Source organism: Streptomyces sp. NPDC039424 (genome assembly GCF_055639495.1).
In genome coordinates this window covers 30,254-51,838 of record NZ_JBVKAI010000001.1, presented here as the reverse complement: position 1 = coordinate 51,838, position 21,585 = coordinate 30,254, and the positions used below count along the sequence as shown (strand labels likewise).

Here is a 21,585-nt window from a genome sequence, read left to right as displayed (position 1 = left end):
GGGTGCCGCGTCAGGGGCGCCAGTGCGGGTCGTAACCGCTGGTCAGCTTGCGCTTGTTGTGGCGCCACTTGGGTTCGTGGTTGACGATGTCGTTGGTCAGGCCGCGCAGCCGGCGCACGACGGCCCCGTACGGCTGGATGACCAGCGACGACAGTGTTCCGCCGGGGGGCTCGTCCATGAACGGCATGAACGCGTCGGGGAAGCCGGGCATCGTGCACCCGATGCACACACCGCCGACGTTGGGGCAGCCGCCGATGCCGGCCATCCAGCCCCGCTTGGGTACGTTGCAGTTGACGACCGGGCCCCAGCAGCCGGTCTTCACCAGGCACTTGGGCGAGTTGTAGTCCTTCGCGAAGCTGGCCTGCTCGTAGTACGAGCCCCGGTCGCAGCCCTCGTGCACGGTCTTGCCGAACAGCCACTGCGGGCGCAGCATGTGGTCCAGCGGCGGCGGGGGAGCGGAGCCGGCCGCGTGGTAGAGCACCCAGATCAGGGTCTCCATGAAGTTCTCGGGCTGGATGGGGCAGCCGGGCACGTTGACGATGGGCAGGCCGCCCTGCGACTTGAAGTCCCAGCCGAGGTAGTCCGCGAGGCCCATGGAGCCGGTGGGGTTGCCCGCCATCGCGTGGATGCCGCCGTAGGTGGCGCAGGTGCCGGCGGCCACCACCGCCCAGGCCTTCGGGGCCAGTTGGTCGATCCACCAGTTGATGGTCTGCGGCTCGCCGGTCTCCGGGTCGTTGCCGAAGGACGTCCAGTAGCCGTCGCCCTTGATGATGTTCTGGTTGGGGATCGAGCCCTCGATCACGAGGATGAACGGGGCCAGTTCGCCGCGCACCGCCGCCCGGTACGGGGCGAGGAAGTCCTCGCCGCCCAGGCTCGGTGAGAGCACCTTGTTGACCAGGTTCACCTTCGGCAGGCCGGGGATCACCCCGAGCACCAGGTCTTCGATGGAGGGCTGGTCGGCGGCCGTCAGTGAGACGGTGTCGCCGTCGCAGCTCATCCCCTCGGAGATCCAGAGGATGGTGATCTCGTCGAAGCCCTCTCGCTGTTCGGACCTGCTGGGGTCCTGGCTGACTTGGGTGGTGCCGCTTTCAGTGGTCATGTCCTGGGCCTTTGCTGCAGTCGGTCCCCGAGTCGGTCGTACGCCGCGGTCAAGGGCGTGCGTCGGTGGCCAGTGGCTGGAGTTCGTGCGGGCGGAAGTAGAGGTAGCGGCCGTACCAGGCGTTGAGCTCCGCGGCCGGGTCGTCGTCGAGCGTGACGGCCAGGTGCAGGCTGCCGTCCACGTCGTGGAAGACGGCCGCCACATGGGCCGTGCGGCCGGCCAGGAACATGTCCTGCGCGTCGGCCCCCCGCCCGGCCGGCCGCAGCCGCACGGCACTGCCGGCCGCCACGGCCACGCCGTCCACCACCACGCTGTCCGTCGTCGGCGACAGCCCCTCGTCCCCACCCTCCTGCCACCAGGGCGCCGAGGCGCGCGGGTCGGCGGCGGGGAGGGCCTCCGCGGCCGGGCGCAGGGAGCGGATCGCGCCGTGGAGGCGGGCGAACATCTCCGGCGGCATGGTCTCGACCCGGTCGAGGATCTCCGCCGCCCGCCGGTCGGTGGCGCGTGCCTCGCGCTTCTCCTCGTCCGTGAGCAGCAGCGTGCGCAGGCTCAGGATCTCGTCGATCTCGGCGGCGTCGTGCAGGTCGCCGGGGCTCTCGGGGGCCACCTCGGGGTGGTCCGGCAGGATGATCGGCGAGGACAGGACCGCGTCGCCGCAGCCCGGGCCGCCCCCCAGGACGGGGAACGTGTGCAGGTTCTCGCAGTCGCGGGCGTACCGCTCGTACGCCTCGGCCGGGTCGATCAGCGACACGAACCGGACGCCGTCGCCGCCGATCAGCGTGTGGGTGGCCATGAGCGCGTGCCGCAGGGCTTCGGCGCGCGGCACCGTGGCGCCGGGCGAGGACCCGGTGTTCTCGGTGCGCACCCGCAGCCGGTAGAGCGCGGTGCCGTCGCCGTCTTCGCGAAGCCGTTCGGCCCGGACCGTCGTCACGGCGTGGACCGGGTCCCGGCGGCGCACCACCCGGCCGGCTCCACCGTCCAGCGCTTCGGTCCGGACGCCACCGGGCGACCCCACCGGCGTACGGTGGGCGCCCTCGACGAGCCGGGCCAGCGGAAGGCCGATCTCCGCCTCGCGCGGCACCGCCTCGTCGAAGGTCAGATGGACCTCCGCACCGGCCTCCAGCGTGTCCACCGGCCGGTGCCCGCCGTCGCCGGTGGACTCCTCCACCTGCTTGCGCTGGAGCTGCAGGTAACGCACCGTCACCCGCACCCTGGCGTCGCCGGACGCCCGCAGCAGGCACTCGGTCTGCTGGTACCAGGAGTCCACCGACCCGGAGACGCCCGGCGGCACCGGCCCGTCCCCTTCGGCCCACTCGCGCGGGGTGAGCACCCCGAACTGCCAGCGCACCCGGTTCTTGGGGGACGACCGGCGGTAGGGATACAGGAGGTAGCCCTCGTAGAGCACGGCGTCGGCAACCGTGCGCAGCCGCTGGAGCACCTCGTCACGTGATGCGAGCGCAGCGCATCCGCTCCGAGCGGTCGTGTCCACCATCCTGTCTCCTGTCACGCCGGCCATCCCTTCCACCAGCGTCACACCGCTCACACCGGACGGCCTCCCGAGGCGCGGTACGTTGAGCCACTCGGGCGAGCGCCGCTCCAACTGGCGGGCGTGACAGGTCCCGCGGCCTCCACCGCCGCCGTCCAGATCGATGCGTTGCGCATACGGCCTCCCTCTGCCTGTGCCTGTGTACGTAGCCGTCGGCTTCCGCCGGACAGCAGTGGCCGCCCGAGGCAGGGAGGTTGCCGGGTCGCGGGCTGTCTAGGGTGGGTGTGTGACAGACAGCAGCAAGCGCCCGCTGGCCGTGTTCGACCTCGACAACACGCTCGCCGACACCGCGCACCGGCAGCGGTTCCTGGAGGCCAAGCCGCGCGACTGGGACGCCTTCTTCGCCGCCGCGCCCGCGGACCCGCCGCTCGCCGAGGGCGTGGCGCTGGCCCGCGGCAGCGCGGGGGAGTGCGAGGTCGTCTACCTCACCGGACGGCCCGAGCGCTGCCGGCGCGACACGCTCGACTGGCTCGCCGCGCACGACCTGCCCGAGGGAAGGGTGTTCATGCGGCGCGACGCCGACCGCAGGCCCGCCCGGCACACCAAGCTGGAGATTCTGCGCCGCCTGGCCCGCGACCGGGAGGTCCGGGTCCTGGTGGACGACGACGAGCTGGTGTGCGAGGCCGCCGAGCGGGCCGGATTCACCGTCGTACGGGCCCGCTGGGGCGAGCGGTCGGCCGCGCTGGCGGACGCCCAGGAGCGGGAGGGGCGGACCTGATCAGCCCTCGTCCTCGAGGCGGAAGCCCACCTTCAGGCCGACCTGCCAGTGCCCGATCTCGCCGTTCTCGATCTGGCCCCTGACCTGCGTCACCTCGAACCAGTCCAGGTTGCGCAGGGTCTGGTGGGCGCGGGCGATGCCGTTGCGGATGGCCTGGTCGACGCCTTCGGGGGAGGTGCCGACGATCTCGGTGACCCGGTAGGTGTGGTTCGACATGCGAGTGCTCCTCTCCACCGTGACGGGTGTGTCACGGGTCACTCCACGGTGCCGTATACGGGGGCGGAGTGCGAGACGTCCCGGACGTAACCCCGGGTAGGCCTTGACCGACGCATTGGTCCATACCAAAATCCGGAGCACCCGTACGAGCCCCTGTGCTCGTCCCCCACGCCGGGCCCCCTTCCCTGTCCGTCAGACAGAACAGGACCCCTCGTGCGACGTCGACTCCTCGCCCTGGCCTGCGTGTCCGCCGCCCTCGCCGCCGGCTGCGGTGTTCTGCCGGGCGGTGGCGGCGAGCGGCACACCGTCACCGTGTGGCTGATGAAGGACAGTGCCTCGAAGGACTTCCTGCGCCGGTTCACCGAGGACTTCGAGCACACCCACACCGACATCCGCCTCGACATCCGCATCCAGGAATGGACCGGCATCGTCGACAAGGTGCAGACCGCGCTCGAGGCGGACGCAGGACACGCCCCCGACGTCATCGAGGTCGGCAACACCCAGGTCCCGCAGTACCTGGAGGGCAACCACCTCACCGACCTCACCCTGGAGTCGATGCGCGACTGGGGCAAGGAGCACTGGCTGCCCGGCCTCGCCGAACCCGGGAACGACGGCACACGGCAGTACGGCATCCCCTGGTACGCGGCCAACCGTGTCGTCATCTACCGCAAGGACCTCTTCCGGCGGGCCGGCATCACTACCCCGCCGAAGACCCGCGAGGAGTGGCTCACCGACACCGAAAAGCTCAACTCCCACGGAAACCAGGGCATCTACCTGGCCGGACAGGACTGGTACACCCTCTCCGGCTTCATCTGGGACGAGGGCGGCGACCTCGCCGAGGAGACGGACAACCGCTGGAAGGGCACCCTGGACACCCCGGCCGCGCTGCGCGGCATGGACTTCTACAAGCGGCTCCAGGCGCTCGGCAAGGGCCCCGTCGGCTCCGACGAGGAACACCCGCCCCAGGCCGGGGTGTTCGCGGACGGCAAGGTGGCGCAGATCGTGGCCGTGCCGGGCCTCGCCCAGTCGATCGTGCAGCACAACCCCGGGCTCGCCGGTGAACTCGGCTACTTCCCCGTGCCCGGCAGGACCGCCGCCCGGCCCGGCACCGTGTTCACCGGCGGCTCCGACCTCGTCGTACCGCAGAACACCGACGAACCCGACCGCGCGGTCGCCGTCGTCGCGGCCCTCACCGGCACCAAGTGGGACACCGATCTGGCCCGCACCATGAACTACGTGCCCAACAAGACGACCCTGGCCCGCGCCGTCGCGGGCGAGGAGGGGGTCGCCGCCATGGCGGCGGGCGCCGCGCACGGGCGGGCGACCCCCAGCACCCCTCAGTGGACCGCCGTCGAGGCCGACAACCCGGTCAAGGGGTACATGAGCAAGGTGCTCGGCGGCGCCGACCCGGCGACCGAGGCCCGCCGCGCCTCCCGCAGGATCACCGAGGCGTTGGCCCCGACCCTGGGGTGACGCACCGGACCCGGCGGCTCACCGGGCCGGCGGCTCACCGCACCACGCTCATCGCGCCACGCTCAGCGACAGCGCGAAGCGGCCCTCCGCGTCGGTCCACCAGTGGGTCAGCTCCAGCCCCGCCGCCGCCAGTTCGGCGGTGATGCCGTCCCGCCGGAACTTCGCCGACACCTCGGTGCGCAGCTCCTCGCCTTCCGCGAAGTCGACCGCGAGGTCCAGCGCGGGAACCTTCACGGTCTGGGCGGTACGGGATCGCAGCCGCATCTCGATCCACTCGTTCTCCGCGTCCCACAGCGCCACATGGTCGAAGGCGCCGGGATCGAAGTCCGCGCCGAGTTCGCGGTTGACGACGGCCAGGACGTTCCGGTTGAACTCGGCCGTCACCCCGGCCGCGTCGTCGTACGCCCGGACGAGCACCTCCTCGTCCTTGACCAGGTCCGTGCCGAGCAGCAGCGCGTCGCCCGGCGACAGCAGTGCCCGGACCGAGGCCAGGAACCGGTCGCGTTCGGCGGGGAGCAGATTGCCGAGGGTGCCGCCCAGGAAGGCCAGCAGCCGGGGGCCGGGCGTCTCGGGCAGGGTCAGCGCGGCGGTGAAGTCGGCGATCAGGGCGTGCACGCCGAGGCCCGGCCGCTCCGCGACGAGGGACCGCCCGGCCTCGGTGAGGGCGCTCTCGCTGACGTCGACCGGGACGTAGACGCGCAGATCCGTGAGCGCGTCGATCAGATAGCGGGTCTTCTCCGAGGAGCCGGAGCCCAGTTCCACCAGGGTGCGGGCCCCGGTCGCGGCGGCGATCTCGCCGGAGCGGGTGGTGAGGATCTCGCGCTCGGCGCGCGTCGGGTAGTACTCGGGCAGTTCGGTGATCTGCTCGAACAGCTTGCTGCCCCGGGCGTCGTAGAACCACTTCGGCGGCAGGGTCTTGGGGGCGGCGGTGAGGCCGTGCTGGACGTCGGCGCGCAGCGCGGCGTCCGTCGCGTCCTCGGGGAGGGTGCGGGTGACGTGCAGGGGGCTCACGTGCAGGGCTCCTTCGGTGATCGGGGTGCCCCCGCTCGAGCGGAGCCGAGAGTGGGGGAGGGTGCCAGGTCCTTCAGCGGAGTCAGCCGCGCGCCGGCGAGGTCCGCCGTGAGCAGCGTGCGGTCGGGGGCCTCCCGCCAGCGCGGGTCGTCGTCGTAGGGCTCGGAGGCCACCACGGCGCGGCCGGGCTCGGCGAGGTACCAGAGGGTGTCGCCCCAGGCGGTGGCGGTGATGGTCTCACCGTCGGTGAGCAGCAGGTTGAGCCGGGAGGCGGGGGCCGCCTCGGCGACCTTCAGGACGGTGTCGGACAGGGCCCGGCCCGCGTCGTCGCCGGAGCGCAGCCGGTGCAGGACCAGCGCCCAGACGAACGCCGAGTCGGTGCGCGCCTCCAGTGACAGCAGGTCGACCGGGGGCAGGGCCGGGGCGAGCGGTGCCATCGCCTCGGGCCAGCCCTTGACGGCGCCGTTGTGGCTGAACAGCCACCGTCCCGCCGTGAACGGCGCCGCCGCGGCCTCCGCGTCGGCGCCCGCCAGGGTCGCGTCGCGCACCGCGGCCAGCAGCGCGGTGGTACGGACCACCCGGGCGAGGTCGGCGAAGGACTGGTCCGCCCAGATCGGCCCGGCCCGCCGGTAGCGGGCCGGCGCCGGGTCGCCGGGCGCGTACCAACCCACCCCGAAGCCATCGGCGTTGACCGTCCCGTACCGCTGCCGTCGCGGCGCCCACGACTGCCGGTACAGGCCGTAGGGGGGCTCCGTGATCATCTCGCCCAGCGGCTCGGACGGCCCCAGGTACGCCAGGTGACGGCACATCAGACGGACTCCGAGCGGGCGGTGCGGAAGCCGGAGAAGATCTGCCGCCGGATCGGGTAGTCCCAGTTGCGGAAGGTGCCCCGGCAGGCCACCGGGTCCACGGCGAACGAACCGCCGCGCAGCACCTTGTACTCCGGCCCGAAGAACACCTGCGAGTACTCCTTGTACGGGAACGCGGTGAACCCCGGGTACGGCAGGAAGTCGCTCGCCGTCCACTCCCACACGTCGCCGATCAACTGCCGTACGCCGAGCGGCGACTCGCCCGCCGGATAGCTGCCTGCGGGGGCGGGACGCAGATGCCGCTGGCCCAGGTTGGCGTGCTCGGGCTCCGGGTCGGCGTCGCCCCACGGGTAGCGCGTGGAGCGGCCGGTGCCGGGGTCGAACCGGGCCGCCTTCTCCCACTCGGCCTCGGTGGGCAGCCGGCGCCCGGCCCAGCGGGCGTAGGCGTCGGCCTCGTACCAGCACACGTGCAGCACCGGCTCGTCGGGCGGCACGGCCTCGGTGACGCCGAAGCGGCGCCGCAGCCACTGGCCGCCGTCGCGGCGCCAGAACAGCGGGGCGCGGACGGAGTGCCGGCGTATGTGCGCCCAGCCCTCCGGTGTCCACCAGCGCTCGGTGTCGTAGCCGCCGTCCTCGATGAACGCCTGGTACGCGGCGTTCGTCACCGGTGTGGTGTCGATGTGGAAGGGGCCCACCTCGACCTGGTGCGCGGGGCGTTCGTTGTCCAGGGCCCACGGTTCGGTGGATGTGCCCATGGTGAACGGGCCGCCGGGGACGAGGACTTCGGCCGGTCCGGTGAACAGGGGCGCCGGGCCGGGGTCGGGGGCGGTGAGGGCGGGTGGGCCGGTACGGAGCTGATGGGTGATCAGCATCGTCTCGTCGTGCTGCTGTTCGTGCTGGGCGATCATGCCGAAGGCGAAGCCCGCCTCCGTCAGCCGTGTGCCGTGCAGCGCGGTGTTCTCCAGCAGGTCCAGGGCCCGACCGCGCACCTCCGAGGCGTAGGTGCGGGCCTCGGTCGGCGGCAGCAGCGGCAGCGAGGGCCGTTCGGCGCGGGAATGCTCGAAGGCGTCGTACAGGCCGTCGATCTCGGGGCGCATCGCCTCACGGCCGCCGACCGCCCGCAGCAGCCACAGCTCCTCCTGGTTGCCGATGTGCGCGAGGTCCCACACCAGCGGGGACATCAGCGGCGAGTGCTGGGCGGTGAGCTCGGGCTCCTCGACGCAGCTGGTCAGCAGGGTGGTCCGGTCGCGCGCGGTGGTCAGGGAGGCCAGCGCGCGCTTGCGGAGGGCCTCGTGATCGGTCTCGTGACCGGTCTCGGGGGCGGTCATGGGCGGATGTCCTTCCCGTGGGTGCGGCCGGGCGTGCCGCGCAGGCGGTCCAGCAGTTCGTCGGCGGGACAGCGGCCCTGGACGACATAGCGGTTCAGGTACGACGCGACGGCGTCCGTGACCCCGGTCGTGGCGCCCAGCCGGGGCAGGGCCTCCACGGCGGCCTCGAAGCAGGCGACGGCGGCCTCCCGCAGCTCCGGATCGGCCAGCGCGTACCGCGCCGCGTCGGTCCACAGCGGGTTGTGCGGCGCGGGCAGCGCCAGGGCCCGCTCGGCCAGCGGCTTCACGACGCGGTACGCGGTCTCGGCGGCCTCCGGGTCGTCGAAGAGCGCGGCCGTCACCGCGAGCGGCACGATCCAGCCGTCGTCGCCGGGCTGCGCGTCGATCATGCGCAGCTCCAGATGGCCGCGCGGTCTGACCGGCGGGAACAGCGTCGTGAGGTGGTAGTCGAGGTCGGTGCGGGTGGGCGGCCGGGGCGTCCCCTTCCGGATCCACTCCCGGAAGGTGAGGCCCTCGGGCACCTCCCAGGGCGCGCCGTCCTGCCGCACGCACATCACCGGTGCGTCCAGGACGTGCCGGGCCCAGGCGGTGCGCGGCTCCACGTCCAGCGGGGGTGCGCCCGCACGCCCCGGGCCGATCTCCGTCCACAGCAGCTGCCGGGTGGACCGCCAGCCCGTCGGCCGCCGTCCGACCAGCGGGGAGTTGGCGAACGCGGCCACCAGGACCGCGCCCAGCTGGTGCGCCAGCCACCAGCGCCGCCCGTGGCCCAGCGGGCCCGGCTCCTCGTAGCCGGCGTCGACGCACACCTGCACGGAGGCCGAGGTGCACATCATGTGGCGGCCGGCCGTGCCCGTGCGGTCCAGGCAGGCTTCCATGGCGTCGTAACGCGGCTGGCGCAGGAACCGGCGGGGTTCGTGCCAGGGATCGTGGCCGAAGCCGACGAGACCGAGTCCGTCCTCGGCCAGGACCGCGCGGACGGCGTCCAGGTCGGCGGAGACGGTTGCCACGCACTCCATCAGGGAGGCGGCGGGCGGCGAGCTCAGCTCCAGCTGGCCGCCGGGTTCTACGGTGAGCGCCGACCCCAGGGGGACGGTGCGCAGTGCGGCGTAGGCCGCTTCGAGTCGTTCGGGTGTCACGGGGAGCTGCGGCCGGCGCAGCTCGTGGACGAGCCATTCCACTTCGACCCCGAGCGAGCGGGGCGGTCCGGTCTTGAAGCAGATGCCCCTGACCAGGGCTTCCACCTCGGGTTCGGTGACGGCGGTGCGGTGCTCCGTACAGTCGCCACAATCACTTACCGAATCGGACATGTCGGGATCCTCCTGAGATTCCACCATGCCACCGGCCCGGCCGGGGTGGGCCGGGACGGCATCATCCGTCCCACCCAAGACCCTCACGGCCATTCCCACAAGGGTACAAATACTGATAATCGGGTGCCGGAACCTCTCTTTCCATCGCCGCGAAACTCTGTTGCACCGCAGGACCAGCATCGCTCACGATGCGTTCATGAGCACGACGGGGGAGGCCGCGCGGGCCGCGGTCATGGCGCCGACGGGGGTGGTGCCATGAGCGCGCGCCTGCGCGGAATCGCTCGGCAGACCGAGGAGATCGTGGCGGCGGGCGGGTACCACGCGCCCGGCGGCCGGGAGGTTCCGCTCGCGGCGGCGATCGAGGCGGCCCGGGCCGGTACGCGGCTGTACGGCCCCGGTCCGGTCCCCGCTCCCGCGGCCCCCGCGGCCGACACGCTCGTCGAGGTCACCGGCGAGAGCAGCCTGGAGGCGGCACGGCGGCTCGCCGCCGCCCCGGTGGCCGTCCTGAACTTCGCCTCCGCCCGCAACCCCGGCGGCGGCTACCTCAACGGCGCCCAGGCCCAGGAGGAGGCCCTGTGCCGCGCCTCGGCCCTGCACACCTGCCTGCTCCAGGCACGCGCCTTCTACGACCACCACCGCGCCCACCCCGACCCGTTCTACAGCGACCGGGTCGTCCACGCTCCGGACGTGCCGGTCTTCCGCGACGACCGGGGCGCCCTGCTGGAGGAGCCGTACACCGCGGGCTTCCTCACCGCGGCGGCCCCCAACGCGGGCGTCGTCCGGCGTACGTCCCCGGAGCGCGCCGCCGGCCTGCCGCGGGCGCTGGCCGTGCGTGCGGAACGGGTCCTGGAGACCGCCACCGCGCACGGCTACCGGCGGCTGGTGCTGGGCGCCTGGGGCTGCGGGGTCTTCCAGAACGACCCCGCGCAGGTCGCGGGCGCCTTCCGGGCACTGCTCGGCCCCGGCGGCCGGTTCGCCGACTCCTTCGAGCACGTGGTGTTCGGCGTGCTGGACCGCACACCGGGAGCGGTGGTGCGGGAGGCCTTCGCCAGGGCGTTTCCGGGCCGCTGACCCGGGCCCCGGGTGAAGCGACCGGCGGGTGCCCCGGGCCTGTCAGTTCCAGCCGTAGCGCTCCCGCAGCCGGTGCACGACCAGGTTGAACCGCATCCGGTCCAGCGCGCAGGCCTCGCGGCGCATGCCCACCTCGTGGAGGCGCAGCACGCGGTCCACGTCCACCCAGGAGTCCCGCCCCGAACGGTCCCAGGGCCCCTTGCCGATGGCCACCCACTCCCGGTCGCCGTCGTGGCGCTTGCTGGACAGCTGCACGGCGAGGAAGGTCCCGGCGGCCTCCCGGGCCACGACCAGCACCGGACGGTCCTTGCCCCGCCCGTCGTTCTCCTCGAAGGGCACCCAGGTCCACACGATCTCCCCGGGATCCGGGTCGCCGTCGTGCGCGGGGGAGTACTCGGTGCGTACCCGGCCCACCTCACGGGGGTCGGCCTCGGTGGTGGCGCCGGGCCCGTGGCGGCCGGGGACGTTCTCGTCGGTAAACGCAGTCACGGGTGGCACCCTACGGGGCGGGCTCTCACCGGGCGTGGGCGGCGTGGGCGCCCGTCCGACGCAGATGATCCTCTATCAGCGCGAAGGTCGCCTCCGGCTGTTCGATCTGCGGAAGGTGCCCCGCCTCCGCGACGGCCTCGAACCGCCCGTCCGCGAAGGCCGCCGCGTAGGCGGCTCCGTAGGCGGGTGTCACGATGCGGTCGCTGTCTCCCCACACCAGCAGGGCGGGCCGGTGCACCCGGGCCAGCCGCCGCAGGAGCTTGGGATCGTGCATGTACGGGTCCGAGGCGAGGACCCGCATGGTGGCCATGTTGCCCTGGCGGCGGGCGAGTTCGGCGGCGGGGACATCGGCGGTGTCGATGTGGAAGCGGTCCGGGTCGTGCCAGGAGTGCTCGGCGACGCCGCGGGCGTCGAGCGCGAAGAAGTCCGTGATCGGCTCCTTCGGGACGTGCACGCCGACCGCGTTGATCAGGACCAGGCCGGAGAGGACGCCGGCCGTGTCGCGTACGGCCATCTCGGCCGCGATCCAGCCGCCGAGCGAGGAGCCGACGACCAGTACGTCGTCCAGTCCGCGGTCGTGCAGGAGGTGCAGGTACGCGAGGGCGAGGTCGTCGACGCCGGTCAGCCAGCCGGGGCGGTGGGTGCCGTCCCAGCCGGGGTGAACGGGCGTGAGGACCCGCGCGGTCGAGGACAGCCGGGCGGCGAGTCCGGCGACCGTGGTCCGGCCCCCGCCGCCGTGCAGGACGAGGACCGGACGGCCGGATCCGGCGTCGGAGAGGGTGAGGGGCAGGTCGGCGTACACATGCGTGTTCTGGTCGGTCAGCATGCGGAGACTCTAACTAAACTTCTTTATATAAGCTAGCTTAGTCATCGGCTAGACTCGACTCATGCGCGATGACCTGCAACTTCTCGGCAGGGCGGTCAAACAGGCCCAGTACCGGCAGCACCGGGCCCTCGACAGTGCCCTCGCCACCGCCGGCACCACCCTCGCCCAGTGGGACGCCCTGCGCGCGATCGACCGCTCACCCGGCGCCTCGGCGCGCGAGCTGGCCGCCGCGACCTTCCAGAGCGAGCAGGCCTTCGGCGCCCTGGTGGGCCGCTTGGCCGCCCAGGACCTGGTCGAGCGGCGGCCGGGGCACGGCCGGCGCATCGAGCACCACCTCACGCCCGCCGGCGAACGGATCCTGGCCGCCGGCCACTCGGTCGCCGACGAGGTGCTCGCGCAGTGCTTCTCCGCCCTGTCCGACGCGGACCGCGCCACCCTGCTGGACCTGCTCCGGGCCCTCAACGAGGAGGGCGGCGCACGCTGAACCACCGCGTGCGCCGCCCCGGAACCGAGACCTACCTCCCGTCGCCCTCCACCGGCACCTTCTGCGCCGGAGGGGGTGTCACGACCCCGTTGAGGGACGAAGTCCCCGCCGGGCTCTGCCCGTTCTGGTTCATCGAGGCCAGCAGCTGACGGGCCAGCCCCAGCCCGGTGCCGCCCATGGTGAGCGCCTTGGCGAACAACTCGGCCATGCCGTCGGCGCCGTTGAGCAGCACCATGTTGTCGACGTTGCCGAAGGCGGACGCGCCGGCCCGGACGATCTCCGGCCAGTTCTCGGCGAGTTGCTGGGCGACCACCGCCTCCTGGTTCTCGGCGAGGGCGGCGGCGCGGGCCTTGATCGCCTCCGCCTCGGCGAGACCCTGGGCCTTGGTCGCCTCGGCCGCCGCCAGACCCTTCGCCTGAGCCGCGGCGGCCTCGGCCTCACCGGTGGCCCGGGTCGCCGCCGCGGTGGCCGCACCCCGGGTCTTCGTCGCCTCGGCCTCGGCGCCCGCGGCCGTCTTGACCCGGGTCGCCTCGGCCGCCGCCGCCAGCTCCGTCTCCTTCGCCTTCGCCTGGGCCGCGGAGATCCGCGCGTCGCGCTCGGCCTCGGCCAGCGTGCGCTTCTCGTAGGCCATGGCGTCGGCGGGCTTGCGGACATCGGCCTGAAGCTGCTGCTCGCGCCGGTGCGCCTCCAGCTCCGCGACCCGGGTCTCCTGGACCACGACCTCCTGCCGGGCGGCGGCGTCGGCGTGCGGACCGGCCTGCCGGGCCTTCGCCGCCGCCTTGTCCCGCTCGGCCTGGTACCCGGCCTGGAGGATCTCGCTGTCCCGGGTGGCCTCCGCCATCCGGGCGAACGACTGCTGCTCCGCCTCGGTGGCGAGACGGTTCGCCTCCGCCTGCGCGATGCGCGCGTCCCGCTGCACGGCCGCCGCGTGCGGCATCGCCAGGTTCTGGATGTAGCCGGTCGGGTCCTCGATCTCGTGGATCTGCAGCGAGTCGACGATCAGGCCGAGCTTCTCCATCTCCGTACCGCAGGCCGCCCGGGTCTGCCCGGTCAGCTTCTCCCGGTCACGGATCATGTCCTCCACCGTCAACCCGCCCACGATGGACCGCAGATGACCGGCGAAGACGTTGTGCACCCGCTCCGACATCAGCTTCTGCTGGTCCAGGAAACGGCGGGCCGCGTTGGCGATCGACACGAAGTCGTCGCCCACCTTGAAGATGACCACGCCCCGCACCTTCAGCGGAATGCCCTGGTGGGTCACGCAGTCCACATGCAGTTCGGTCTCGTTCAGGTCGAGGGACATCTTCCGCACCGCCTGCACGCCGGGCAGCACCAGCGTGCCGCGCCCCGTGACGATGCGGAACCCCATGCCCTCCTCGAGCCCCTCGGTACGGTGCTTCGAGCCGGAGATGACGAGCGCCTCGTTCGGTTCGGCGACCCGCCACATCATCTTGAACAGACCGATCAATACGAGAACGGCGACGACCGCCGCCCCCGCAACGACGCCGACAACCATCGGCATACGCCCCCTTTGCATGGTGCCCTTTCGGCACCGAACGAAGGGAGTGTGCTCCTCGGCGAGTCCGGGGTGAAGACGCTGACGGATCCTTGTTGCAATCTTGACGCGGACTGCCCTCACCTGCGGCGCAGCACGCTCAACTGTCGTACGCCGGAGTCACGTACACCGTTCTCGGCGGCAGGTGCTCGACCACCATCACCACCGTGCCCGGCGTGATCCGGCCGCTGCCGTCGGCCGCGTACGCGAGGAAGTGCTCCGCCCCGCCCCGCACCCGGACCATCACCTCGCCGACCAGCCCGGGCCCGATCGTCCCGGTGACCCGCCCCATGAGCCCGACCATCGACGCATCGTCCATGGTCACAGGGTACGGGTGCCACCGCGTCATACGGCCGGGGCGTCCATGAGTTCGTGCTCCGGCGGCCACAGTTCGTGCCACCGCAGCTCCGCCTCCAGCTGGGCGGCCAGGGAGAGCAACAGCGGCTCGCTGCCCGCGGGCCCGAGCAGTTGGGCGCCGACCGGGAGGCCGCCGTCGACGAAGCCGGCCGGGACGTTGACGCCGGGCCAGCCCAGCACGTTCCACGGCCAGGCGTAGGGGCAGGCGGCGATCATGGCGCGGTCGGTGGCCAGGCCGCCGAGGTCGTGGAACGCGCCGATCCGGGGCGGGGGAGCGGCGGTGGTCGGGGCGAGGACGACGTCGTACGACCGGAAGAACGCGCCGATCCTGCGGTGCAGGGCCGCCTCGGCGCGCCGCGCCGCCCTGAGCGGCGCCCCGCCGAGCAGCCGGCCGAGGCGGGCGGAGCCGTGGGTGCGCCGGTCCAGCAGCTCCGGTTCGAGCGTCTCGCGGACCCGCTCGGCGATGCCGGCCGTGGCGCGGGGTACGAAGGTCAGCCCGATCTGCCCGTAGGGCGGGTCGGCCGCCTCGACGGTGTGCCCCAACGCGGCGATCCGCTCGGCGAGTTCGACGACCCGGGCCCGCACCTCCGGCCGGAGCCGGGCGGGTACGGCGGTGAACGGCGGTTTCAGGGAGAGCGCGACGCGCAGCCGGCCGGGGTCGCGCCCCACCGCCGCGACGGCGTCCACGGCCGGCGGCCGGTGCGGGTCGCCCGGGTGGTTGCCGCTCGCCGCGTCCAGCAGCAGGGCGGCGTCGGCGACCGTACGGGCGAGCGTTCCGTTGACGGTGATGCCGTGGAAGGACTCGCCGCGCGGCCAGGTGGAGACGCGGCCGCGCTGCGGTTTGACCCCGATCAGATGGGTCCAGGAGGCCGGGATCCGCACCGACCCGGCGCCGTCCGAGCCGAGGGCGGCCGGGACCAGGCCGGCCGCGACGGCGGCGGCCGAACCCCCGGACGACCCCCCCGGGGTGTGCTCCGTGTTCCACGGATTGCGCGTCTCACCGAACGCGGGCCCCTCGGTGAACGGCCACTGCCCGAACTCGCAGGTGTTCGTCTTGCCGACGATCACGGCCCCGGCCGCCCGCAGCCGGCGTACCGCCTCACCGTCCTCGGCCACCGGCGGGAACGTGCCCCGGCAGCCGAACGCGGTCGGTTCGCCCGCCACGTCCATGTCGTCCTTCACCGCGACGGGCACCCCCAGCAGCGGACGCCGGACTCCGGCGGCCAGTTCCCGGTCGGCGGCGTCGGCCTCGGCGAGCGCCGCCTCGGCCCGGACGATCCGGAACGCGTTCAGCGTCCCCCGGGTGGCCTCGATCCGCGCCAGTGCCGCCTCCACGAGCGCGCGGGAGGTCACCTCCCCCTCGGCCAGCGCGCGAGCGGACTCCGTCAGGCCTGCGGCACGGTCGAGCGTCATTGCGGGACACCTCCGGGAGCACGTCGTCTACCGAACGGTAACGTCCCCGGGGCGCGACGGACAGCTTTTCCACAGGCGGCACGCAGTCACGTCGGAACCATTGACGTGTACCTGCCCCACCTCTACCTTCTGACCGACTTCTCGAACCTCGTTCGATATATCGGAGATAGCGGAGAACCGCCGTGACCACACGACCCCCCACCCCCTCCCGTCGCACCCTCCTGCGCGCGCTGGCCGGCCTGCCCGCCTCGGCGCTCGTCCTGGGCGAGCTCCCCGGTCTGCTCGGCACGGCCGTGGCCGCCGCACCCCCGAGCGGCTCCGCCACCCGCTACACCATCGTGCCCTTCCTGAACAGCGACGACGGCACGGTCAACGTCTACCAGTCGGACGACGCCACCGACTTCCGGCTGGTGAAGGCCTCCGCCTACACCCCGCCGTCCGGCCGCATCCGGGACGCCGGCGTCCTCAAGCACACGGACGGCTACTACTACCTCACCTACACCACCCACACCTGGCAGGACGTCAGCACCACCATCGGCTTCGCCCGCAGCTCCGACCGGACCAACTGGTCCTTCCTGTACGACTACACCGTCCCGGTCGCGGGCCTGTCCCGCGCATGGGCGCCCGAGTGGTTCGTGGACGCCGACGGCAGCGTCAACGTCATCGTGTCCTGCTCGACCACCGCCGACGAGTGGATCTTCACCCCGTATCTGCTGAGGGCCGCCAACTCGGGCCTGACGGCCTGGAGTTCCCCGGTGGCCCTGTCGGGCCTCGGCAGCAACCACATCGACACCTTCATCGTGCGGAGCGGCTCCGCCTACCACGCCTTCACCAAGAACGAGACGACCAAGTACATCGAGTACGCCACCGCCTCGAAGCTCACCGGCCCCTACACGATCTCCCGGACCGGCGACTGGGCCGGCTGGGGCAGCTACCGCGAGGGCCCGGCGCTGGTGCAGCTCGACAACGGCGGCTGGCGGATCTTCTTCGACGGCTACGGAGACGGGAAGTACTACTACAGCGACAGCTACGACACCTTCGCCACCTGGACCGCCCCGGCCGCGCTGCCGGGCATCTCGGGCACGGCCCGCCACTTCACCGTGGTCAAGGAGACGGTCTCCGGCGGAGTGAGCCTCACCAGGAACGCCACCCGTTCCTTCCGGTCGGCCAACTACGCCACCCGCTACTGGCAGGAGCAGTCCGCCCTGCTCAACCTCCCCGTACTGAGCGCCTCCGGTACCGCCGCCGAGAAGCAGGCCGCCACCTTCACCGTCGTGGCCGGCCTCGCCGACGCGAACGGCTACTCCTTCCGTGACGCCTCCGGCAACTACCTCCGGCACTACGCCTTCCGGGGCCGTTTCGACCCCAACGACGGCACGGCCACGTTCGCCAGGGACGCCACCTTCATCGCCCGCACAGGCACCACCGCCGGTTCGCTCCGCTTCGAGTCGTACAACTACCCCGGCCGCTACCTGCGCCACTACGACTACCAGCTGCGCGTCGACCCGTCCGACGGCACGGATCTGTTCCGGCAGGACAGTTCGTTCGTGCCGGTGACGGCCTGGGCCTGACCCGCCGGTGATCACAGTGGAGCCGGTACTGCTCCTGCTGTGCACCGGAGTGGTGTTCCGGGCCGCGCACTCCTACTGCGTCCTCGTCGGCGACCGGCTGCTGCGCAAGCCGCTGAGCCGGCGCGAGATCCGCCATGTCTGCACGCACGAGTGGCCCCTCGCGCAGGCCGCCGTGCCGCCCGCCGCCGCTGTGGTGATCAGTCCGTTCCTGGGCCTCGGTCCGGAGGGGGGCGGCCTGGCCGGCGCTCGGCGTCGCCGTCGTCCAGCAGGTGGCCTGGGCCAGTGCCGCCGTCCTCCGGGCGGGTGCCCCCCGCCGTGTGGTGCCGGCGGCCGGTGCCGTCAACCTGGCGCCCGGTCTGCTGATCGTGGCCGCCAAAGTCGCGATCCAGCACTGACGACGTCCGGGGGCCCTGGGTACGTGGGCCCGGAGCGTCGTCGCCGTACTGGCGGTTGTCGTTATTTCAGGTGAACCACCGCGTCATCGCGCATAGTTGAACCGCATATCCGCCTACCCTTTTTCCGTATGAGGGGGGTGGCGTCGATGCGGCGGCGGGCGGAAACGGAGGGCAGGCCCCTGGGCGCGGGCGCCGCGCTGGGCGCCGCCCTGGCGGCCGGGGCCGGGGTGGGCGCGGCCCTGCCGGCCGGCGTGGGACTGTCCGCCGCCTACGGGCTGGCCGCTCTCTCGCTCTTCGCGCGGGCCCGCACCACCTCGGGAAGGGTGCGTCTGCGTCTGCTGCTGTTCGTTTCCGCGTTGACGGCCGGCGGCCTGCACCACTTGCTCACCTGCCGGCTCCCCGCTTCCCCGCCGCCCTCCGCCGGGCTGCTGCGGACCGTGATGCAGGTTCTGGCGGTCGTCGGGATCGCCGGCTGTCTGGGACTGAGTATCGCCGGGCTGCTGGTGGCGGCAGCGGACAGCGGCACCGTCTCGACCTGGGTCCGGCGCGTACTGGACGGCTGGATGATCGCGGGGGCGCTGCTCACACTGGGCTGGGTCCTCCTGCAGCACTGCTCCGCCGAGGACGGCGGTATGCCGCGGTCCTTGTCGGGGCTCGCGCGCGTCGTGACCGACGTCTTCGTCCTCGGGCTCCTGGTCGCCCTGCGGTACTGCCAGAACCCCGCCGAGCGGACCGCCGTCACCCTCTCCGCCGTGGCCCTCGCCCTCCTCGTCGTGAGCGACACGGCGCGCATCCTGCTGGAGCCCGCGTCGGCCACCTGGTGCGGCATCCCGCTGGCGGAAAGCTGCGCGATGACCGGTCTGTTCCTCGTCGCCGTCGTGCCGTGGCTGCCGGGCGGCGCCCATCTGATGAGTGTCGACCAGCGGGTGACGCCGGTCGTCGGGGTGGTGGCCTCCTTCGTCCCGGTGGCCGTCTGCGCGCTGGCCCTCGCGGCCCACACGCTGGCCGGTGGCCGCGTCGATGTGGGCATGGTGATGCTGGCGGGTTCCGTCCTCGTCGGACTCTGCGCCCGGCAGGCCATCGCGCACGCCGACCACCTGCGTGCCGCGTCCGCCGCCGCGGCCCAGGGGGAGCGGTACCGGACGCTGGTCGACGGCTCGTGCGACGTGATCACGATCGCCGGCCCGGACTGCCGCGTCCGGTATGTCAGCCCCGCCGCACTCACCCTGTTCGGCTACCGGCCCGAGGACCTGGTGGGCGCCCCCCTGCCCCTGTACTGCCATCCGCAGGACCTGCCGCCGCTCAGGCGGGTCATCGAGGACCTGCTGCGGGAAGCCCGCTCCGGCGTCCGCGGTCCGGCCCGCTCCGTGTCCTGCCGGGTGCTGGCCGCCGACGGGCAGTGGCGGCACGTCGAGTCGACGATCGGCCACCACCCCGAAGGCATGATCTTCAGCAGCCGTGACGTGACCGAGCGGATCAGGCGCGAGGAACGACTCGAACGCCTCGCATACCACGACACGTTGACCGGTCTGGCCAACCGCGGACTGTTCGCCGACCGGGTCGCTCACGCACTGCGCAGGCGGAGCGTCGGCACGCACCCGCCGGCGGTGCTCTTCGTGGACCTCGACGGTTTCAAGTCCGTCAACGACTCCCTGGGACACGCGGCCGGCGACGCCCTCCTCGTCCATGCCGCCCGGCGGTTGCGGGCGGCGGTACGGGACTCGGACACCGTCGCGCGTCTCGGCGGCGACGAATTCGCCGTACTGCTGGAGGCGGAGGCCGGTGCGAACCCTCCGCCGGCCAGGGAGGTGGCCGAGCGTGTCCTGTCCGCCCTGACCACGCCCTACCACGTCGGCGGCACCGGTGCGATCGTCTCGGCCTCCATCGGTATCGCGGTGGCCACCGCGGGGATGACGCCCGAGGAACTCCTGCACAGCGCCGACCAGGCGATGTACGCGGCCAAGGCCGCGGGAAAGAGCCGCGTCCATGGCATGGCTCTCCACGAACGAAGCCAAGAAGTCGGGCTCTCCTGAACGGCGTTGGCACGTCACACCGAGCTACTCCGTTCGGGTGATGAGAGTTGACGGCCCCTTGTCACCCAGTTGGGTCTGTGGGTCACTGAGAGTGTGAACCGGCGGGCTGCCCATCCCCGTGCCGGGGGAAAGTTGAGACAGGCAGCGCTTGCCGGTTTTCTCCGTACCCGGGGGGAGACGAGGCTGGCCGCTGTGCGTCCCGCCGTGCGTGCGCGGTGTCTCTTCGATCGCCCGGGACCCGGCACTACCGACGGCGTCTGACGGGATCGGGAAGAGGACGAAGCTTGCCTTGACGGCGGCTCGATCCCCCATGACGCCCCACCGGTGACTCGGGTGTCCCCTGCCGGTTCCTCGCATGTCCCCATCTATCAGCGAGGAGTGCGTCATGCCCATTTCTCCGAATCAGGGTTCCACCGGTGGTGGCACGCTGGTGACCATCACGGGCACGAACCTGTCCAACACCAGCGCGGTGAAGTTCGGCACGAAGTCCGCCACGAACATCACCCAGGTGTCGCCGACCCAGGTGACCGCCGTCTCCCCCTCGGGGACCGGCACGGTCGGGGTCACCGTCACCACCCCCGGCGGGACGAGCAACCCGGTGCCGTTCTTCTATGTCGGCGCCCCGTTCAAGTCGTCCCTGGGAACGAACTCCGGGCCGCTGGCCGGCGGCAACACCATCAGCCTCAGCGGCACCGGCCTGTCCACGGCCACCAACGTGTCCTTCGGCGGGGTGAACGCCACCCCCACCGTGGTCAACGACAGCCAGCTCACCGTCACCGTGCCGGCCGGAACCGCGGCCGGACCGGTGGGAGTCAGCGTGACCACGGCGGGTGGCACCAACAACGGCCTGACGTACACCTACGTCGACGACCCGACCATCACGGCCCTCACCCCGACCTCCGGCCCGACCTCGGGCGGGACCGCGGTGACCATCACCGGCACCAACCTCGACAGCACCGACTCGGTCACCTTCGCCGGGACCCCGGCCCCGTTCTCGGTGATCAACACCACCACGCTGTCGGCGGTCACCCCGCCCGGCGCCGCGGGTGCGGCCGACGTGGTGGTGACCAACCCGGCCGGGTCCGACACCGCGGTCGGCGCGTTCACCTACGTCGCCGGTCCCGGCATCTGATCCAGCCGGCGGCCTTCGCACAGCGAGGACCATCAAACCCCCCGTCCGGGCGTCAGTCCCCCTCCGCCCGGGCGGGGTCCCAACCCGCGTTCACGGACGTGTCCGTAGTGAAGGAGTTACAGCGATGGCTGCCCCTGTGGTCTCTTCGGTCAGTCCCAATCAGGGGACGGCCTCCGGCGGCACCACCGTCACCGTGACCGGTAGCGGCTTCACCGGTGCGACAGCCGTCCGGTTCGGCGCCAAGGCCGCCACCTCGTTCACCGTCGTCAGCGGCACCCAGATCACGGCGGTCAGCCCCTCCGGCACGGGAACGGTGAACGTCACCGTGACCACCGGCCAGGGCACCAGCAGCCAGGTGATCACCTTCACCTACGCCGCCGTATCGGCTCCTTCCCTCTCCGGCCTGTCACCCACCCAGGGACCGGTCGCGGGCGGTACGACGGTCACGTTGACGGGCACGCACTTCACCGGGGCGACGGCGGTGCGTTTCGACGGGGTGGCCGCGACCTCATTCACGGTGGACTCGGCCACGCAGATCACGGCGGTCGCTCCGGCGCACGCGGCGGGTGCGGCGGCGGTGACCGTGACCACGCCGGGCGGCACCAGCAATGCCCTGACGTTCACTTATGTCGCCGTATCGGCTCCTTCCCTGTCGGGCCTGTCACCCACCCAGGGACCGGTCGCGGGCGGTACGACGGTCACGTTGACGGGCACGAACCTGACCGGGGCGACGGCGGTGCGTTTCGACGGGG

Annotated in this window: 21 protein-coding genes; 9 read left to right on the top strand and 12 right to left on the bottom strand. The window is 72.5% G+C overall.

Annotated features, from left to right (window positions below; translation table 11 throughout):
• Positions 1-10: 10 nt before the first annotated feature.
• Positions 11-1,099 carry an NADH-quinone oxidoreductase subunit B family protein gene (locus ACZ7L0_RS00275; RefSeq protein WP_471240114.1) on the bottom strand — a complete coding sequence of 363 codons (1,089 nt, stop codon included), beginning with the start codon at positions 1,097-1,099 and terminating at the stop codon, positions 11-13.
• A 49-nt stretch (positions 1,100-1,148) separates the two neighbouring features.
• Positions 1,149-2,591: a hypothetical protein gene (locus ACZ7L0_RS00270; protein WP_471240113.1), complete on the bottom strand. Its 1,443-nt coding sequence runs from the start codon at positions 2,589-2,591 to the stop codon at positions 1,149-1,151.
• 280 nt (positions 2,592-2,871) lie between these two features.
• On the opposite strand from ACZ7L0_RS00270, the gene ACZ7L0_RS00265 reads away from it, so the two are divergent.
• Positions 2,872-3,363 carry a phosphatase domain-containing protein gene (locus tag ACZ7L0_RS00265; protein WP_471240112.1) on the top strand — a complete coding sequence of 164 codons (492 nt, stop codon included), beginning with the start codon at positions 2,872-2,874 and terminating at the stop codon, positions 3,361-3,363.
• Here ACZ7L0_RS00265 and ACZ7L0_RS00260 read toward each other — a convergent pair whose 3' ends face one another.
• Positions 3,364-3,579 carry a dodecin gene (locus ACZ7L0_RS00260; RefSeq protein WP_453414111.1) on the bottom strand — a complete coding sequence of 72 codons (216 nt, stop codon included), beginning with the start codon at positions 3,577-3,579 and terminating at the stop codon, positions 3,364-3,366.
• A 213-nt stretch (positions 3,580-3,792) separates the two neighbouring features.
• On the opposite strand from ACZ7L0_RS00260, the gene ACZ7L0_RS00255 reads away from it, so the two are divergent.
• Positions 3,793-5,052 carry an extracellular solute-binding protein gene (locus tag ACZ7L0_RS00255; protein WP_471240111.1) on the top strand — a complete coding sequence of 420 codons (1,260 nt, stop codon included), beginning with the start codon at positions 3,793-3,795 and terminating at the stop codon, positions 5,050-5,052.
• Between the two features lie 48 nt (positions 5,053-5,100).
• Here ACZ7L0_RS00255 and egtD read toward each other — a convergent pair whose 3' ends face one another.
• The 4 genes from egtD to egtA are packed head-to-tail and all read right to left on the bottom strand — an operon-like array spanning position 5,101 to position 9,507.
• On the bottom strand, positions 5,101-6,063 hold the full coding sequence (egtD, locus tag ACZ7L0_RS00250; protein WP_471240110.1) for an L-histidine N(alpha)-methyltransferase: 963 nt from the start codon (positions 6,061-6,063) through the stop codon (positions 5,101-5,103).
• Positions 6,060-6,872 (bottom strand): ergothioneine biosynthesis protein EgtC, encoded by an 813-nt coding sequence (gene egtC, locus ACZ7L0_RS00245; protein WP_471240109.1) that lies wholly within the window; start codon positions 6,870-6,872, stop codon positions 6,060-6,062. The genes egtD and egtC overlap by 4 nt, the downstream gene beginning before the upstream one ends.
• Positions 6,872-8,200, bottom strand: a complete 1,329-nt coding sequence (egtB, locus tag ACZ7L0_RS00240) for an ergothioneine biosynthesis protein EgtB (RefSeq protein ID WP_471240108.1) — start codon at positions 8,198-8,200, stop codon at positions 6,872-6,874. Before egtB ends, egtC begins: the two co-directional genes overlap by 1 nt.
• The gene (egtA, locus tag ACZ7L0_RS00235) at positions 8,197-9,507 is read right to left on the bottom strand and encodes an ergothioneine biosynthesis glutamate--cysteine ligase EgtA (protein WP_471240107.1); all 1,311 of its coding nucleotides are present in this window, start codon (positions 9,505-9,507) and stop codon (positions 8,197-8,199) included. The genes egtB and egtA overlap by 4 nt, the downstream gene beginning before the upstream one ends.
• Before the next feature lie 255 nt (positions 9,508-9,762).
• Between egtA and ACZ7L0_RS00230 the strand changes: the two genes are divergently transcribed.
• On the top strand, positions 9,763-10,578 hold the full coding sequence (locus tag ACZ7L0_RS00230) for a TIGR02452 family protein (protein WP_471240106.1): 816 nt from the start codon (positions 9,763-9,765) through the stop codon (positions 10,576-10,578).
• A gap of 42 nt (positions 10,579-10,620) precedes the next feature.
• Here ACZ7L0_RS00230 and ACZ7L0_RS00225 read toward each other — a convergent pair whose 3' ends face one another.
• Entirely contained in the window at positions 10,621-11,067 is a 447-nt protein-coding gene (locus tag ACZ7L0_RS00225; RefSeq protein WP_471240105.1) for a type II toxin-antitoxin system PemK/MazF family toxin, read from the bottom strand.
• A gap of 25 nt (positions 11,068-11,092) precedes the next feature.
• On the bottom strand, positions 11,093-11,893 hold the full coding sequence (locus ACZ7L0_RS00220; protein WP_471240104.1) for an alpha/beta fold hydrolase: 801 nt from the start codon (positions 11,891-11,893) through the stop codon (positions 11,093-11,095).
• A gap of 61 nt (positions 11,894-11,954) precedes the next feature.
• On the opposite strand from ACZ7L0_RS00220, the gene ACZ7L0_RS00215 reads away from it, so the two are divergent.
• Positions 11,955-12,377, top strand: coding sequence for a MarR family winged helix-turn-helix transcriptional regulator (locus ACZ7L0_RS00215; protein WP_471240103.1), 423 nt, complete (start codon positions 11,955-11,957; stop codon positions 12,375-12,377).
• A gap of 31 nt (positions 12,378-12,408) precedes the next feature.
• Here ACZ7L0_RS00215 and ACZ7L0_RS00210 read toward each other — a convergent pair whose 3' ends face one another.
• The 3 genes from ACZ7L0_RS00210 to ACZ7L0_RS00200 form a co-directional block, all read right to left on the bottom strand.
• Positions 12,409-13,899 (bottom strand): SPFH domain-containing protein, encoded by a 1,491-nt coding sequence (locus tag ACZ7L0_RS00210; RefSeq protein ID WP_471240102.1) that lies wholly within the window; start codon positions 13,897-13,899, stop codon positions 12,409-12,411.
• A 133-nt stretch (positions 13,900-14,032) separates the two neighbouring features.
• Positions 14,033-14,251, bottom strand: coding sequence for a hypothetical protein (locus tag ACZ7L0_RS00205; protein WP_471240101.1), 219 nt, complete (start codon positions 14,249-14,251; stop codon positions 14,033-14,035).
• Positions 14,252-14,277: 26 nt separating this feature from the next.
• Positions 14,278-15,702: an amidase gene (locus ACZ7L0_RS00200; RefSeq protein ID WP_471240100.1), complete on the bottom strand. Its 1,425-nt coding sequence runs from the start codon at positions 15,700-15,702 to the stop codon at positions 14,278-14,280.
• A gap of 182 nt (positions 15,703-15,884) precedes the next feature.
• On the opposite strand from ACZ7L0_RS00200, the gene ACZ7L0_RS00195 reads away from it, so the two are divergent.
• The 5 genes from ACZ7L0_RS00195 to ACZ7L0_RS00175 form a co-directional block, all read left to right on the top strand.
• Positions 15,885-17,273, top strand: coding sequence for a glycoside hydrolase family 43 protein (locus ACZ7L0_RS00195; RefSeq protein WP_471240099.1), 1,389 nt, complete (start codon positions 15,885-15,887; stop codon positions 17,271-17,273).
• 269 nt (positions 17,274-17,542) lie between these two features.
• A complete protein-coding gene (locus tag ACZ7L0_RS00190) occupies positions 17,543-17,668 on the top strand; it encodes a hypothetical protein (protein WP_471240098.1) in 126 nt (41 codons plus the stop codon).
• Positions 17,669-17,796: 128 nt separating this feature from the next.
• A complete protein-coding gene (locus tag ACZ7L0_RS00185) occupies positions 17,797-19,701 on the top strand; it encodes a diguanylate cyclase domain-containing protein (protein ID WP_471240097.1) in 1,905 nt (634 codons plus the stop codon).
• Positions 19,702-20,086: 385 nt separating this feature from the next.
• Positions 20,087-20,833 (top strand): IPT/TIG domain-containing protein, encoded by a 747-nt coding sequence (locus ACZ7L0_RS00180; protein WP_471240096.1) that lies wholly within the window; start codon positions 20,087-20,089, stop codon positions 20,831-20,833.
• A gap of 124 nt (positions 20,834-20,957) precedes the next feature.
• A partial coding sequence (locus ACZ7L0_RS00175) for an IPT/TIG domain-containing protein (RefSeq protein ID WP_471240095.1) occupies positions 20,958-21,585 on the top strand: 628 nt, incomplete at its 3' end.

What these genes read in the sequence shown, in the direction of transcription:
- ACZ7L0_RS00260 (WP_453414111.1), bottom strand. Translation starts at nt 3,579, where the DNA reads ATGTCGAACCACACCTACCGGGTCACCGAGATCGTCGGCACCTCCCCC.
- ACZ7L0_RS00270 (WP_471240113.1), bottom strand. Translation starts at nt 2,591, where the DNA reads ATGGTGGACACGACCGCTCGGAGCGGATGCGCTGCGCTCGCATCACGT.
- ACZ7L0_RS00180 (WP_471240096.1), top strand. Translation starts at nt 20,087, where the DNA reads ATGCCCATTTCTCCGAATCAGGGTTCCACCGGTGGTGGCACGCTGGTG.
- ACZ7L0_RS00205 (WP_471240101.1), bottom strand. Translation starts at nt 14,251, where the DNA reads ATGGACGATGCGTCGATGGTCGGGCTCATGGGGCGGGTCACCGGGACG.
- ACZ7L0_RS00210 (WP_471240102.1), bottom strand. Translation starts at nt 13,899, where the DNA reads ATGCCGATGGTTGTCGGCGTCGTTGCGGGGGCGGCGGTCGTCGCCGTT.
- ACZ7L0_RS00215 (WP_471240103.1), top strand. Translation starts at nt 11,955, where the DNA reads ATGCGCGATGACCTGCAACTTCTCGGCAGGGCGGTCAAACAGGCCCAG.
- ACZ7L0_RS00275 (WP_471240114.1), bottom strand. Translation starts at nt 1,099, where the DNA reads ATGACCACTGAAAGCGGCACCACCCAAGTCAGCCAGGACCCCAGCAGG.
- ACZ7L0_RS00220 (WP_471240104.1), bottom strand. Translation starts at nt 11,893, where the DNA reads ATGCTGACCGACCAGAACACGCATGTGTACGCCGACCTGCCCCTCACC.
- egtA (WP_471240107.1), bottom strand. Translation starts at nt 9,507, where the DNA reads ATGTCCGATTCGGTAAGTGATTGTGGCGACTGTACGGAGCACCGCACC.
- egtB (WP_471240108.1), bottom strand. Translation starts at nt 8,200, where the DNA reads ATGACCGCCCCCGAGACCGGTCACGAGACCGATCACGAGGCCCTCCGC.
- ACZ7L0_RS00230 (WP_471240106.1), top strand. Translation starts at nt 9,763, where the DNA reads ATGAGCGCGCGCCTGCGCGGAATCGCTCGGCAGACCGAGGAGATCGTG.
- egtC (WP_471240109.1), bottom strand. Translation starts at nt 6,872, where the DNA reads ATGTGCCGTCACCTGGCGTACCTGGGGCCGTCCGAGCCGCTGGGCGAG.
- ACZ7L0_RS00200 (WP_471240100.1), bottom strand. Translation starts at nt 15,702, where the DNA reads ATGACGCTCGACCGTGCCGCAGGCCTGACGGAGTCCGCTCGCGCGCTG.
- ACZ7L0_RS00185 (WP_471240097.1), top strand. Translation starts at nt 17,797, where the DNA reads ATGAGGGGGGTGGCGTCGATGCGGCGGCGGGCGGAAACGGAGGGCAGG.